At 50.9% G+C, this 15,427-nt stretch carries 5 protein-coding genes and 2 pseudogenes; 6 read left to right on the top strand and 1 reads right to left on the bottom strand.

From position 1 onward, the window contains the following. Positions 1 to 147: 147 nt before the first annotated feature. The 4 genes and pseudogenes from NYE29_RS15395 to NYE29_RS15405 all read left to right on the top strand — a co-directional run. A pseudogene (locus NYE29_RS15395) lies at positions 148 to 3,990 on the top strand (DUF5695 domain-containing protein); the annotation flags it as partial. Between the two features lie 192 nt (positions 3,991 to 4,182). Continuing rightward, positions 4,183 to 6,324 (top strand): annotated as a pseudogene (locus NYE29_RS15400) (Ig-like domain-containing protein); the annotation flags it as partial. Positions 6,325 to 6,402: 78 nt separating this feature from the next. Then, the gene (locus tag NYE29_RS34595) at positions 6,403 to 6,585 is read left to right on the top strand and encodes an S-layer homology domain-containing protein (protein WP_379145704.1); all 183 of its coding nucleotides are present in this window, start codon (positions 6,403 to 6,405) and stop codon (positions 6,583 to 6,585) included. Positions 6,586 to 7,592: 1,007 nt separating this feature from the next. Continuing rightward, the gene (locus NYE29_RS15405; protein ID WP_076113175.1) at positions 7,593 to 8,342 is read left to right on the top strand and encodes a DUF3153 domain-containing protein; all 750 of its coding nucleotides are present in this window, start codon (positions 7,593 to 7,595) and stop codon (positions 8,340 to 8,342) included. Between the two features lie 245 nt (positions 8,343 to 8,587). Here the strand turns inward: NYE29_RS15405 and NYE29_RS15410 are convergent, their stop codons facing one another. Further along, positions 8,588 to 10,921, bottom strand: coding sequence for an AraC family transcriptional regulator (locus tag NYE29_RS15410; RefSeq protein WP_340896638.1), 2,334 nt, complete (start codon positions 10,919 to 10,921; stop codon positions 8,588 to 8,590). A 214-nt stretch (positions 10,922 to 11,135) separates the two neighbouring features. Here NYE29_RS15410 and NYE29_RS15415 point away from each other — a divergent pair, with 214 nt between their 5' ends. Further along, the gene (locus tag NYE29_RS15415; RefSeq protein ID WP_340896639.1) at positions 11,136 to 12,659 is read left to right on the top strand and encodes an extracellular solute-binding protein; all 1,524 of its coding nucleotides are present in this window, start codon (positions 11,136 to 11,138) and stop codon (positions 12,657 to 12,659) included. A gap of 1,204 nt (positions 12,660 to 13,863) precedes the next feature. Beyond that, positions 13,864 to 15,426 (top strand): extracellular solute-binding protein, encoded by a 1,563-nt coding sequence (locus tag NYE29_RS15420; protein ID WP_340896640.1) that lies wholly within the window; start codon positions 13,864 to 13,866, stop codon positions 15,424 to 15,426. Position 15,427 lies beyond the last annotated feature (1 nt).

Genomic DNA, 15,427 nt, shown 5'->3' on the forward strand with positions numbered 1-15,427 from the left:
GAAGCCGTCCTTACCTGTATCCGCTGTAAGAAACGGGAATGTCCGTAATCTAAGAAGAAGGGGATGATGAAGAGCATGATATTCACGACTTCAGATAGAGTACAGCCACGTTTTGGGAATAGAAGGATACTTACGGGGGCGGTCTTTATGGCGCTGGCGGTAGTATCAGCAGTCCTTTTTCCGTCAAAGGCCGGAGCGTATGAGCTTACAAGTGACAAGCTGCTGGTTGAAACCGGGTCATACGGCGAAATCTCTTCGATTAAAATCAAAGGGGATTCCTTCCCGACCGAATATGTGATGAACAAGAAGGTGTCGCCTGAGCAAGATACAGCTGATCATCAGTGGATGGGTGAGCTGATCTTTACCTATCGCCTGGACGGCGGGGCTTGGATCAAAGCGTCGACTAACCAGTCGGAAGATGTCCGGAGCATCACTAAAGAAGGCAATAAAGTCACGGTTACGTATGAGAACTCTGGTAATGCGGAAGGCATACGCAATTTCAAGCTGGTTGAGACCTACTCACTGGAAGCGGATGGCCACCTGCAGTGGGATATTCATGTCGTCAACACCAGCGGAAAGCAGCTGGAGATCGGCGACTTCGGACTTCCGCTTCCTTTTAATGAGCAGTGGACCTATGGGGACGCCATTTATGAAACCCGTGTGGTCACCCACTCTTTTGTCGGCAACAACAGCTCCTATATTACAGCGGGCAGACCAAGCGGTATTGGCTCATACCTGATGCTAATGCCGGATTCCGCTACGGGGGCGGGGTTTGAATATCAGGACCGCTGGCGCAATGAGGAGCATCCGGGCAGCAAATGGGCCTGGAACCCCGATAACGAAGGCAAATGGATTGAGGGCCTGAACGTATTCTATATTCACTCCAATGTGATCAAATCAACGAACCGCGGTTATTTGCCGAATACGAGCCTGGTGTTGGCAGCGGGAGAAGCACAGGATTACGGGTTTAAGTGGTTTGCCGTTGCGAATGAGCAGGAGGCAAAGAATACGCTGTATGAGCAGGGACTGATAGATGTAACTGTTGTCCCGGGAATGGTCGTGCCAAGCAACCAGAAAGTGAAATTCGATCTGCGCACAAAGGCGGACATTCATAGTGTGATGCTGGATGACGGCACGGAAATTCCGCTGCTTGCCCGCAAGGGCGGGGACCACCATATTTATGAATTCAGCCTGACGAAGCTCGGTCCGCAGCATGTTACCATAAATTATGGAAGCGGTCTCACAACAGTGCTGCAGTTCTACGGCATCGACGCGGTTGACCAGGCTCTGGAGGATCACGCGGCTTTTATGGTGCAAAGCACACAGTGGAATCTTCCGGGCGATCTTCGAGACAAAGTTTTTGACGACTGGATGATGAACACGAAATCGAAACGGAACAGCTTCGGCGGGTATTGGGGCTGGGGCGATGACTGGGGGCTGACACACGGACAGTTTTTGGCGGAAAAAAATGCCCTAACCCCTGTAGCGTCGGAAATCACGGCGGTCGACGATTATCTTGAGACGGCAATCTGGACGAATCTGATGAACGGCCACCATGAGGATTACCTGATTCATGACTTCCTGATGGCGGAGCCGAACACAACACCGACTTACCGGGGATACGCCTACCCGCATATCTATAATACGTACTTCAGCATGTATAAAATTGCCGCGAACTATCCTGAGCTGGTCAACTATAAACATCCCAAGGAGACTTACCTGCTGCGGGCCTATAATATTTTGAAGGCGTTATACGAAGGGCCCGTATCCTACAACTGGGAAACCGGGCTTATGGGCGAATTGACGACACCGGATATCATTCAGGCGCTAGAAGACGAGGATTATGTGGATGAGGCCAATGATGTCCGGGCCAAGATGCTGCGCAAATACAACAATTTTAAAAATACCAAATACCCGTACGGCTCAGAGTACAGCTATGACAATACCGGCGAGGAAGCCGTATATACGCTGGCCAAGATGCAGGGCGGCAACGAAACGGAGCAGGCCAAAGCGCTTGAGATGATGGGCAAAATCAACTCCAAGACGCGGGCGTCCCGGGGCCAAATGCCGGTGTGGTATTACTACGCCGACCCGGTTACCATCACGGGTGAGAACTGGTGGAATTTCCAGTACAGCGCGTCCCTGGCAGGTTATGCCATGGATGATTGGATTCGCTATCACGCCGGGACGGGCCGGGAAGAAGAGCAGCGGCTGTCCTATGCCGCCAAGCTGGCCAATCTCAGTGCGATCAACTCCGGCCAGATCAGCGATGATCCGGCAAACTTCGGAGCTGCAGCCTGGACCTATCAGGCGGAGAAAGGCAATCATGGCACGAATGGAACCGGCGGCGGCCGGAATGTTCCGCTGCTGAATGGCTGGAAGGGCATGACCGGTGAAGCCGATCTCGGACTGTTCGGCGCGCTTCAGATTCTCAGCGCGGATATTGCGGTCGATCCGATCTTCGGGGTAACCGGTTATGGGGCGGATGTCTCTGTCACGGATGCCGTCTATTACGATATTACGCCCACGGATGGCCTGTACAAACGGGTCAACCTGATTACCGAGAAGCTCTATATCGAGCTGGGCAAAGATCAGTTTACGGCAGCAAAGCTGTCCATGGAGAAGGACTATGCCAGATTCAATCTGCGCAATTTGACGCCGGGCAAGGCGCATGAAACAACGATTGCCTTCAGCGGCTTGAAAAAAGGTGCCTACCTCATCCGGGTAGACGGTGAGCCGGCTGGCAAACTGAATGCCTTCGGCGATGAAGTTAAGCTGACCGTTGAAGCGGGTCCGGCTGTTGCCTACACTGTAGAGCTGAGCGGGGCGGAGCCAGACGACAATCAAGCTCCGGCTGTTAATGCGGGGGAGGACTTCACATACACCTTGCGGGTGGATGATGCCGTGCTTCGCGGCCAGGCTAAGGACGACGGCTTGCCGCAGGGCAAGCTGACCTCCGAATGGACACTGCTGTCCGGACCAACCGGCGGCGAGGCAACATTGGGCAACAGCAAAGCGCTGTTCACCTCGCTTGCGGTTACAGAGCCGGGAACCTACGTGTTCAAGCTGACCGTAAGCGATTCCGAGCTTGAGCACAGCGATACGGTTACGGTCGAAGCTGCTGCTGCACCGCCGCTAGCGGAGCTGCTGGCGCATTATACCTTTGACGAAACCGAAGGAACGGCAGTCTCCGATGCCACCGGCGGGGGTTATGACGCCAATGTGCTCGGCTCGGCAGTCTGGACTCCTGGTAAAATCAATCATGCCTTGGATTTGAGCGGGCAGGACGGTTATGTGAAAATGCCGGAGGGATTGCTGAGCCGTGCCGATGAAGTTACGATTTCCGCCTGGGTGAAGGCGGACACGATCGGCACTTATTCACGGATCTTCGATTTTGGCACCGGAACGGGCGCCTATATGTTCCTGTCGCCCAAAGCGGGCTCCATCACCCGGTTTGCCATTACTACCGGCGGCAATGCAGCCGGACGGGAGCAGGTCATTGATGCACCTGCACTGCCTGCCGGCGAGTGGAAACATGTGGCCGTGACGCTCACGGGTGCTCAGGGTGTTATGTATATCGACGGTGTGGAGGCGGGTAGAAATGATCACATGACGCTCCGGCCTTCCGACCTTGGCAAGACCAAAAATAATTACATCGGCAAATCACAATTCGCCGATCCGTATTTTGACGGTCTGGTTGACGACTTCCGCATTTACAGCAGAGCCCTTAGTGCTGCCGAGATTGCTGCTCTAATCGCGCCTGCCGGAAACATTGTTTCGGTCGAGGACGCCATCCTGACTACTCCGGCTCAGGAGGCGCCGAAGCTTCCGGCAACGGTTAAGGCGACACTGGAGGACGGCAGTGTGTCCGAGGTTCCAGTACAATGGGAGCCGGTAGATCCCAGTCTGTATGACAAGGAAGGCAGCTTGTTCACAGTGAATGGAACCGTTGTGGGCACGGAAACGAAAGTCCGGGCTCATGTAACAGTGACGAAACGGGTTATTGCTCCCTTCCCGGAGCTTGCACTCCGCTATACCTTTGATGAAGGTCAGGGAATTACGGTTCAAGACGTTTCGGGAAGCGGGCGTGACGGAACACTTCACGGCTCGCCCGATTGGAGCGGACAGGGACACAAGAACCAGGCGCTTACCTTCAGCGGAACAAGCGGCAACTTTGTCCATGCGGGCAACGATCCGGAGCTGCAGCCGGGCAGCCTGACGCTGTCCTACTGGATCAAGCGCACCGGCGCCATGAATGACAAGGAGAATGTGCTGCTATGGTTCAAACCGGAGGGCAGCTTTGCCGGCAACGGATTTTTTGTCACCTACAACGGCAATTCCAGCATTGTATTCGTTGACGGAGCTAACGGCTTCTATGTGAAGCAGTCGCCGGAGGAGTTTCTGCCGTTGAATGAGTGGGCACATATTGTCTTTACCTTTGATGCGGCAACTAAGAGCGGGGTGATTTACAGAAACGGAGTGGCCCAGCAGGTCGACCTGGAAGGCTCGCCGCAGTCGATCACGGCAACGAATGACGCCAAGAAGATCGGCGTCTCCGGCTATGGAGACGGCGCGCAGCTAAATGCCGGACTTGATGATTTCCGGATTTACAACGGAGCCATGAACGCATCGCAAGTGAAAGCCTTATACGATGACAAGGACATCCAGAGCGTAGGCCGTATCGGTGTAACGACTGCTGCGGGGGTATCCCCTGTCCTGCCGGAAATGATTCCAGTAGTGTACGAGAATGGAAGCGAGGGAACCGCAGCGGTGAGCTGGGAGCAGGTGCTGCCGGAAACGTATGCCCAGCCTGGAGAATTTACAGTAGGCGGCAGAGTAGAAGGAACAGCGCTGCCTGCAGTGGCAGAGGTGACCGTAACGGAAGCGGCGGAACGGAACATTGTGGCGCTGCAGAAGGTGCACATCAGCACACCTGCCGGAGTTGCCCCTTCCCTGCCAACGGTAGTGCAAGCTACTTACTCCGACAATACGAGCGGGGAGACTCCGGTCGTCTGGCAGAAGATTGATCCGGGACAGTATGCGGCACCAGGCACATTCACAGTAAATGGAGCTGCGGAAGGAACGGCACTGCCTGCGTTGGCGGAGGTGTCTGTACTTGAGGCGGAAGCACCTGTGATCGTCAGTCTTGAGGCTGTGGAGGTAACCACAACAGTAGGCATTGCACCTGCATTGCCTTCGGTGGTGACGGCTGTATATAGCGACAAGTCAACATTTGCAGTGCCAGTCGTCTGGCAGAGTATCGCACCGCAGCAATATGCAAATACCGGCAGCTTTACTGTGAACGGCACGGTGGAGGGGACGGGTGTGGCAGCCAAAGCAACAGTTACCGTAACAGGTGCTGCTCCAACGCCAACCCCAGCACCGACGCCGGCACCGAACCCGACGCCAGCCCCGAACCCGGTGCCAACTCCGTCAGCCAGTGCGGGGACGGTCGGCACAAAGACACAAACGGTCGGTGAGGACGTCTTCACCAAGAATCAGGGAGCCTCCAACGTCGAAGTGACTCTGAATGATGGAAAAACGGAGGCTTTACTGCCCGTGAACGCCGGAGTACTGCTTGGCACGAGATCGCTTATCGTTAAGGACGGAGAGGCCTCGCTGGCGATTCCTGCCTCCGTACTGGTTGAACTCAGTGCAAGATTGCCGGAAACCGAACGGAAGGGCGCGGCCCTCGTGGTCACCCTCACTCCGGTAACATCGGGAACAATCCCGTCAGGCAGTGGCAGCGGGATCTACCGGCAGGAAGGTGCAGCCTATGAGTTTGGCCTTCTCCTGCGTAAGGGGGATGGAGCGGAGCTGGTCTTGTCTGCCTTCCCGCAGCCAGTACGCGCGGAGCTTCCATATTCCGCTGCGATATCAAATGATGAACTGTTGGGTGTGTATGTAAAGGAGAAGCCAAGCTCTCTGTGGGGTTATGCAGGAGGAAGTATAGATAGCACCCACAATAAGGCTGTTATAATGCTGAATCATTTCAGTACTTACGCGGTGTTCTCCTACGATAAGACGTTCACGGATGTAGCATCCACCCATTGGGTTTACACTGCGCTGAAGTCGCTTAGCGCAAAGCATGTAGTCACTGGTGTGACGGATAATTTATTTTCTCCAGGAGGAACGGCAACACGGGCTGAATTTACAGCGATGCTGACGCGGATGCTTAATCTGAAGAGTGACGGTGCGGAGCTTCCATTCTCTGATATTAACCCGGGCAACTGGTATGCCGAATCCGTAGCAGCCGCTTATCAGGCGGGGCTGGTTCAGGGCGTAACGGCAACAGCCTTTTCACCCGATGCGGGGATTACCCGTGAGCAAATGGCTGTACTGCTGGTCAAAGCCTATGAATACAAGCTTGGCCGGGCAGCAGCTTCCGGTGAACCGCTAAGGATGGTTGATGCAGTTCAGGTGTCAGACTGGGCTAAAGCGCAGGTAGCACAGGCGCTGGCATCCGGCATTATGCAAGGGGCTCCGGATGGCCGGTTTGATCCGCAGGGTTCCGCTAGCCGAGCACAAACTGTTCAGGCGCTTGCGAATTTACTGAGTGCTACGGACAAGAAGGGAGCTATGTGATTAAGCCCTGCTAAGCCTCCGCTGTCAATGAGTTGAACATGAATCTACAGATAGTTTAATTACGGGAAGGCCATTCTTCGGAGTCCGAAAGGAATCTGGAGAATGGCTTTGTTTAAAATATAAGCATTTATATGCTTCACGCTATAAATAATCCTTCTATTTCACGCTGAAACGGATACCGTCCTATTGAGGACGGTATCCGTTTCCACTTGGTTGAAGTTACGCCTCCTTCTGAACGCAGGATAAAATAATTGGGTTTGAAACCACGCCGCGAATGGTTTAGACTTCTACGAAGCGGACTGCTATCATTAGAACTGTTGAAAGACCATAAGAAAGCCACTCTGCCTCTGGAATGAAAGCTTCGCACCGCTATAAATGTATTTCCTGCAACTATATCAGGCCGAATCTGCTTTTTTTGAGAGATAGATGCAGCTTGTGCAATTAAAAAATAGTTTTGTGTGTTTTTAGCTAGATTTGGTTCATATAAGTGTATGGAGTGCAACTAACCTCCCCAAAGCAGCGAAACGGTCGGTTTCAGCTGTACAAAATGCAACTATATAGATTGAACTAAAAACTTGAGCTAAAGGAAAGGAGCAACGGAGGGGGATTCTGGAACTGGAGGAACGGTAGTGTCCGTCTGAAAGCTTTCTGAAGGAAAGCTAGCATCGAAAGCATAAGCAGTCTTCGGATTTCTACCGCTAAATAGCGGTTAAAATCAAGAAATTCTTACGACAACAGCGGCCGGAAGTCCAAATATTCACCGTAGTTGCGACTGATCCTGTACTCTAAACCACAAGTTCAATCTATATAGTTTGCCCTGTAGAAGAACTATTCTGGCGGATGAATACTGGATAACTTGCTGACTTGCTGACTTGCCAGGATAAAGGAAAAAGAGGTGCAACTGAAGGAGAGCTTTTGGTGGGGCGGATATGAGGATTGATTAGAATGAATGCATATCGCATATACAGCATCATAAAAAGACGAAAAAGAAGAATGGAGGCGCGGCATTGAACTTAAGACAACAGCAGCAATCGATGCTGCCCTCGTTAGGGCGGCGCAGACGTTACTTTGTGGTTCTGATGATTTCGATGCTTGTTCTGCTTACCGGCTGTGCCAGCGGTACGGCGCATATGACGGTGAAGAAGGATGGGAGTCTGGAGCTTGCGTTCAGCATTTTATTGGATTCCCGTGCGGAGGCGATGGTTGGCGGAAAGCTGGAGGATGTGCTGACCACCAGGCTGGAGGCTGCCGGGATTGAATTGAAGAAAAGCCAGAACGGCAAATCTACAGAATATCAATTCCTCAAAGCCTATGCTTCGCTGCAAGACCTGCAGGCAAACGCTGGCAAGCTGGACATTGTGGACGCGCAGGTTGAACAGGTTAATAATTGGCTGTACACCAAATACGATGTGGTAGCCCAGCCGAAGCTGAATGCCTATTCGGATGAAATCATTGACGGGATCGGAAGTTTGAGCGTGCCGAAATCTCTGGTCCGCATGCTGCTGCAGAACCTTGCGGTCGATTTTAAATTAACGCTTCCTTATGATTTGTATGGGGCCAACAATGCCGCCGAACAGGACGGAAATACATTGACTTGGCATATTACAATGGCCGATTCGCAGCCGCTCGAGATGGTCGTTTACGTGCCAAACGTCAGGAATATCGCCATTGCCGGTGGCGGCGTAGTGCTAATCCTGGCAGTTGCCATCATTTGGTTCATAAGAGCAAGAAAAGCGCGCAAGCCCAAGAGTGCCTGAAAGTAACCCAATGGGATCAACAATCTTTTGCTATTATCATCCAAAAGAGCCGTCAGCCTCAGCGTATACTGCTTGGGGTGTTGACGGCTTTTGTCAAAATATAAGAATTTATATGTTTCAAACGATAACTTATCCTTCTACTTCTCGCTGAAACGGTACCGTCCTTAAAAAGGACGGCAAAGCCGTTTCCACTTGTCTAAATCTGGCTGTTTAGGATTCACATCCGGCAGAGGATTCCCCGATGCTTATCCGGTCCCGCCTTGGGCCCTGGAGCTTGCGTTGTCACGGTACTGCCCGGGGGTCATCCCTTCCTGCTTCCGGAAGGAGCGGATGAAATTCTGCGAATTGTTGTATCTGAGCCTTGCGGCAATGTCCTTGATCGGCATGTCGGTTTCTTCCAGCCATTTTTTGGCCATTTTGAACCGGTACATTGCCAGGTACTCACTGAAATAATACTGGGTCTCCTTGCGGAAGACGCTGCTGAGATAGTTGGCGTTGTAATGAAGGCGTGAAGCGCACTCCTCCAGCGTAAGATCCTTGTCATAATCATGCTGGACAATATCAATAATTTTCTCTGAAATGTTGTGATATTGGGCATTTTGCCGGCTGTGAAAAATCCGGATCATCGGCAGAATAACCATACTCCAGAACCAGTCCTCGATTTCGGCTACAATGTGGAGATCGGTCAGTTCTTCGAATAAGGAGCCGTTCACATGATAAATCTGGTTCAGGCTAATTCCCGATTCCTGCATCATAATGAGGATATTATTGAGCAGACGGGTCAGCGGAATCTGGTACTCCTGCGGGGATAGTCCCAGCGCAAAAATACATTTGAACAGCTTATGCAGCAGCTCCTTCGCTTTTTCAGTATCGGCCAGCTTGATGGCGTCCATCAGGTCATTTTCGGTATGCGAAGGATAGTTTAAGTTCAGATAATGTTTGCCGGAGTTGATGTTCTCGTATTGGATAATGATGCCTTTGCCGAGCGTAATCCGGTATTTCAGAGCTTCCAGGCCTTCTCTGTAGGCGATGGATATTTTATCAAAGGAATGGAAGGGCAGACTCAGGCCAATACTGACCTGCAGCTTCAGGTAGTTATTGATCTCCTGCTGCAGATTTTCTGTCAGTGAATAGAGCGACCGGTGAAAAGCTTCGGCATTGCCTTCCATGCTGCCAATCAAGGTCACCACGGTATGGTCCATAATGACAGGCGCAAGCCTGCTGCCCGGGGGTACCAGTTCCTCGATCATATTATGCGCGGCAAACAACAGCAGATGGAGATCCTTTTTCTCATAGCTGGTATCCTCAGAGAAGTCGATGCTCAACGTGATTACAGCCATCGTCTTCCATTCTTCCATCTGGGTGTGATAGCCATATTGCTCCAGCTCTTCAAGCAGCTCGCGTTTTTTGACATTGCCCTGAAAGGCTTTAGTCAGGAAAAAGGTGCGGACCTGCCGGATATGCTGGCTGACTTCCTTCTCCAGCTGTGATTTGGACTGAAATAAATGATGCACCTGTTCGCCGATAAACTGAAACTCATCCGTATGCCGGGATTTGATTCCGGGTCTGCGCAGCCCCATCTGGTTGAGCAGTCTTTCAATCGGGCTGTACATGCGGCGGGAGCCGAGCCATGCGAACAGGATGGACAGCAGCAGCATCACGGCACATACATACAGGGTATAGGTTCCGATTTTGTTGGATTCCTTCGTCAAACTCTCAATGGAGGTGACCGAGAGATAGATCCAGCCGTTCAATTGGGAACGCAGATAAGTGACGGAATAGTCCTTTTTGTCCATGACGGTTTTGAATTGTCCCGAAGGTTTATTAAGATCGGAGACGAGTGAAAGATCAGAAAAACCGCCCTTTTGCGCAGGCTCTCCGATCATCGAACGGTCCGGGTGAAGCAGTATGGTGCCGGACTCATTTAGCACAATAATGCTGTCCAGAGGATCTACTTCCGAGTTGATGAAGTCCTGCAGGCTGCAGGCTGGAATATTCGCCAGGGCAAGTCCGTATTTTTGCAGTTTGTTGGTCGGCAGCTTTTTAATCAGACTGATGCTGTAGTCGCAGCCCGTCACATTGATGCTCTCCTCACTGTAGAACAGCGAGGAAGGGTTCAGCACCCAGGAGGTGTTGTCGGGCACATTCATCAGATTGGAGAGCTGCTCATAGTTCTTGTATTCGTTCAGGCGGTAGAGGCCGGAGTTTTTGATCATCCAATTTTGCCGTTGATTTAACAGGATCACATCTTCGAGCTTTGTATCAAAGGATTGCATATTGCGGATTTCGTTTCTTAAGTCATTATATAAAATGAAATCGGTTACATTTAACGGGTTATTTAGTGCTTTTTTTAATACCGAAGAATTCACAACCTGGTTTAAGGTTTGGTTGACAGTAGTCAGCTTATGCTCTACATTTGAGTTAATTTGTAAAATAAGTTCCATTTTGCTTTTGTTAACATTTTTTTGAATTTCGCTGGAGGATGTGAGATAGGAGAAAGAGCCAATGAACACCACAGGCAGCGTACTGATGACAAAGGCGAATAAAGTTAATTTACTCAGGAAGCTTAAGTGTTTCACTGGATTTCAGCACCTTTACTTGGGTAGTAGCAACCGCCTCATTTAAGTGTATTCATCAGCTTGGATAATAACAATAATCATCTGGTGCCGCAATAATCATTATCTCTAATTATTACTTTGGATAGAAGATTATTCAATAATTAGCAGTTATATTTCAGAAATGAGCGTAATTATGCTAGGTATGTACTGACCAAATTTTTAGGAGGATACAGGGATGTCCAGAGTTTTTGCAGGGAGAACGGTGCGCCGATATTGCTGTTGGGTGTTGCTGCTCTCGTTCATTTTGTTAAGCGCTTGCAGTGACAATGAGTCACCCCGGACCGGTCCCGGAGAGACCGCGCCGTTCATTTCCATCCTGGCACCTCTGCATTTCCCTCAGCAGCCCTCCAAGGATATTATGGTGGAACTTGAGAAGCTGACAGGGGCTAAGCTCGACATTACCTGGGTTCCTGAAGGTGTCTACACAGATAAAATGAATACGGCATTGACGACCAATTCGCTGGGCAAAGTCACCTTTGTGAAGTTCACAGATTATAATCTGCTGAAAAGTGCGATCCGCTCGGAAGCCTTTTGGGAGATCGGGCCTTATCTGCAGGAGTTCCCGAATTTGAAACAGCTGGACCCTGCGATTCTTAACCAGGCTGCTGTAGACGGCAAAATCTATGGATTGTATACTGAGCGTCCTTCCTCCCGGCAAGGAATCATCATCCGCCAAGACTGGCTGGACCATCTTCAGTTAAGCAAGCCGCAAACACTGGATGAACTGTATGAGGTCATGAAGCAGTTTACGTATAATGATCCGGACGGAAACGGCAAACAGGACACCATTGGCCTGGTCGACCGCAACGATCTCGTGTACGGCGTGTTTAAGACACTCAGCTCCTATTTCGGTACTCCGAATAACTGGAAGCTGGAGAATCATCAGTTTATCCCTGAGTTCGTGACTCCTGAATATATGAACACCATGAATTTCATGCGGAAATTATATAATGAGAAAATGATTAATCAGGATTTCGCCTTAACCAGCAAGGAGGTCCAGCGGGATAAGTTTATCCGGGGAACGGCCGGTGTTTTTATTGGCAGCATGACGGATGTGCAGCGGCTCTCCAGTGAGGCTCAGGCGATCAATCCGGCTGCTGAATTCACACTGATTAACCGGATTAAGGGGCCAAACGGATATAAAGTATGGTCCATCCCTAACTACAACGGCCTTTACCTGTACTCCAAAAAAGCCATAGCCACGGAGCAGGAGCTGAAGCAGGTGCTTGGTTTTTTTGACCGGACGATGGACAGGGATGTCGCCAATCTGATGAAATACGGGTTCGAGGGCAGGCATTATAAGCTGGAAGGCGGGAAGGTAATTCTTCCGGAGGAGACCTCGCAGCTGCGTGTAAACGAAGTGAATCCGCTCTACTCCCTGATGATCGCCGACTTCGGCAACAAGAACATTATGGAAGTGGAGAAAAAAGAGCAGCTGACCGCCCTGGCCGGCCAGCTCAGCAAGGACAACGAACAGTTTCTCGTGGATGACCCGACCCTGCGCTTAAGCTCTCCAACCTATGATGAGAAAAATGTGGAGCTGTCGACGATAATCGTAGATGCGACCTACAACTACATCATCGGCAATATCACTGTTGAGGAATTCAACGAGCAGGTGGAAAAATGGAGAACAAGCGGCGGCAACCTGATCATCCAGGAATACACTGTCGCGGAGGCCCGGGCAGAGGCGGGCAAGTAGGATAGAGGGGCGGGGGGATTGTAAACAGTCTCCTGGATTGTCCCCTTTATCACTTTGATTGCGCAATGTGCAGTAGATTCACGCTAGTTGGGGCCTCAAAAAGGAATCTACTGCATTTCGTGCAGCAGATTCCGGTTCAAAGCCCGTTTTAGCTCATTTTCCCGGTTGTTGACTGTATAAAGTGCAATAGAATACCAATCCAGAGCTTTCTGAGCCAAGTCTACTGTACAAAATGCAGTCAGTTGAATGTTGACCCAGCCAGACTGCAGATTTCTCTCATTAGTAACTGTTCATGTTCTCAATAAACTCCCCGCCCGCGCCATGACGTTTCAACTAACTGTTCCTTGTACGCCCTAAGTTCCAATCAACCTAACTTATTACCAGTAACAGCTGCTACACATCCTAAGTTCCATCCCTCGCAAGTAACTTCTGCCCACCGCAGAAACCAGCGGTGGTTTTCACTCTGCCCCCTTTCCATATAAATGGAAAGGAAAACCCTTGGAGAGGTGAAAGTAACGAAGGGGAAGTTTGATCCTTACGGAGCGAAAGCGTTCGCCTTTATGTTTGGATTTCTACAGCGGCGAGCGGTTCAAATCAGGAAATCCAAACATAACAGCGACCGGAAGTCCAAACATTCCCCGCAGTTACCCCCACCGCTCCCATAGCCTACACTCGATTAATCCCACCGCTCCAGGTTTTCTTCCCGACTAATCCCCACCGATTGTCCCCCACCGCAGAAACCAGCGGTGGTTTTCACTCTGCCCCTTTCCATATAAATGGAAAGGGAAACCCTTGGAGAGGTGAACGTAACGGAGGGGAGGTTTGGAACTGGAGGAGCGGCAGCGTTCGCCTTTATGTTTGGATTTCTACCGCGGCGAGCGGTTCAAATCAGGAAATCCAAACATAACAGCGACCGGAAGTCCAAACATTCCCCGCAGTTACCCCCACCGCTCCCATAGCCTACACTCGATTAATCCCACCGCTCCCAACCTCCCATCCCGATTAATCCCACCAATCCCACAGTCCCTCCTCTCAGCATCCCCACCCATCATGCGCTTTTCCTTTCCATTTATAACCCAATAATCATTTGCTCACACCCCACCCCCAAACGCCCCATTATGAGTAAATGATTGTATTCGAAACCTGGCCGAGGCTGTAGTGTGTTGCTTGTAACCAATACAAGTCAAACGGAGGTCAAAATGGTATGAAGAAAAAATCCTTCACCCTGCTCCTGAGTGCACTGTTAACGTTCAGTATGTTGACAGCGTGTTCAGGCAACAACAACAACAATAAGGAAGCAGCGGCGACAAAAGATCCCGGTACAAGCGCGGGGACAAACACCGCGACAACAGAACCGGCACCAGAGCCGGAGAAACCGACAGAAATTAAGATTATGCTTCCACTGAACACGACAGAGACTCCACCGGACACGATCAAAGCGGAAGTGGAGAAATTGACCAATACGAAGCTGACCTATCAATTTTTCCCGGCGGATACCTATGAAGAGAAGCTGAATTCATCGTTTGCCACAGGTTCATTGCCGCAGGTGACCTATTTGAAGAATCAGACGACCTTCCTGCAGATGAAGGAAGCGATCAAGGATGGACAGTTTTGGGAGATCGGTCCTTATCTGACGGAATTCCCGAACCTGAACAAGCTGAAGCCGGAAATCCTCAATAACACCAAAGTGGACGGCAAGCTGTACACCGTGTATATCGGACGGCCGCTGGCGCGTCAAGGGATCATTTACCGCAAGGACTGGGCAGATAAATTGGGGCTGAAGGCACCTGCGAATCTGGATGAGCTGTTCGCCATGGCGAAGGCTTTTACGGAACAGGATCCGGATGGCAACGGCAAAAAAGACACCACAGGGATTGTGGACCGGAACGAGCTGGTATACGGAGCTTTCAAAACGGTCTCCTCCTGGTTCGGAACCCCGAACAACTGGGGCGAGAAGGATGGCCAGCTTGCACCGGAATTTATGTTCCCGCAATATATCGATGCGATGGACTACTTCAAAAAGCTTCGTGATGCCGAGTACATGAACCAGGATTTCGCGGCTACCAGTAAAACAGATGCTGTAAATATGTTCACCAGCGGTAAAGCGGGCCTGTATATCGGCGGATCCATGCCTGATATTGATAACCTCAATAAGGATCTGATCAAGAATGTCCCGGATGCCGTTTTGGATGCGCACAGTATGGTCGCCGGACCGGATGGAAAGATTACCCAATGGATGATTCCGGGCTATAACAACGTGGTCCTCTTCCCGAAAGGCGCAGTCAAGGATGAAGCCGAGCTGAAGAAGATTCTGGCGTTCTTTGACAAGATGATGACTCCTGAGGTTGCCAACCTGATGTACTGGGGGATTGAAGGCACTCACTACACCGTTGAAGACGGCAAAGCGAAACCGGCGGATGACAAAGAGCTGATTGAACGCGAGGTTAAAGGCTATAAGGACAGCGTTATCGGTGAATACGAAACCAACGGGATGTACCAGCCTTTGAACGTGCTGCCAGGCCGGATTCATGCTGATGAACTGGCGCTGGAGAACGTCAAATTCGGAGTGGCTGACCCTACGGCTGCCCTGGATTCGGCGACCTACACCTCCAAGGGCGTTGGGCTTCAACAGATTATTACGGATGCTACCTACAATTATATCTATGGACAGCTGGACAGGGCCGGATTCGAAAAAGAAGTGGAATCCTGGAAGAGCCGGGGCGGCGCAGCCATTATCGAAGAATACAACGCCGCATACAAGAAATAGG

Source organism: Paenibacillus sp. FSL M7-1046 (assembly GCF_038007405.1).
GTDB lineage: Bacteria > Bacillota > Bacilli > Paenibacillales > Paenibacillaceae > Paenibacillus_AQ.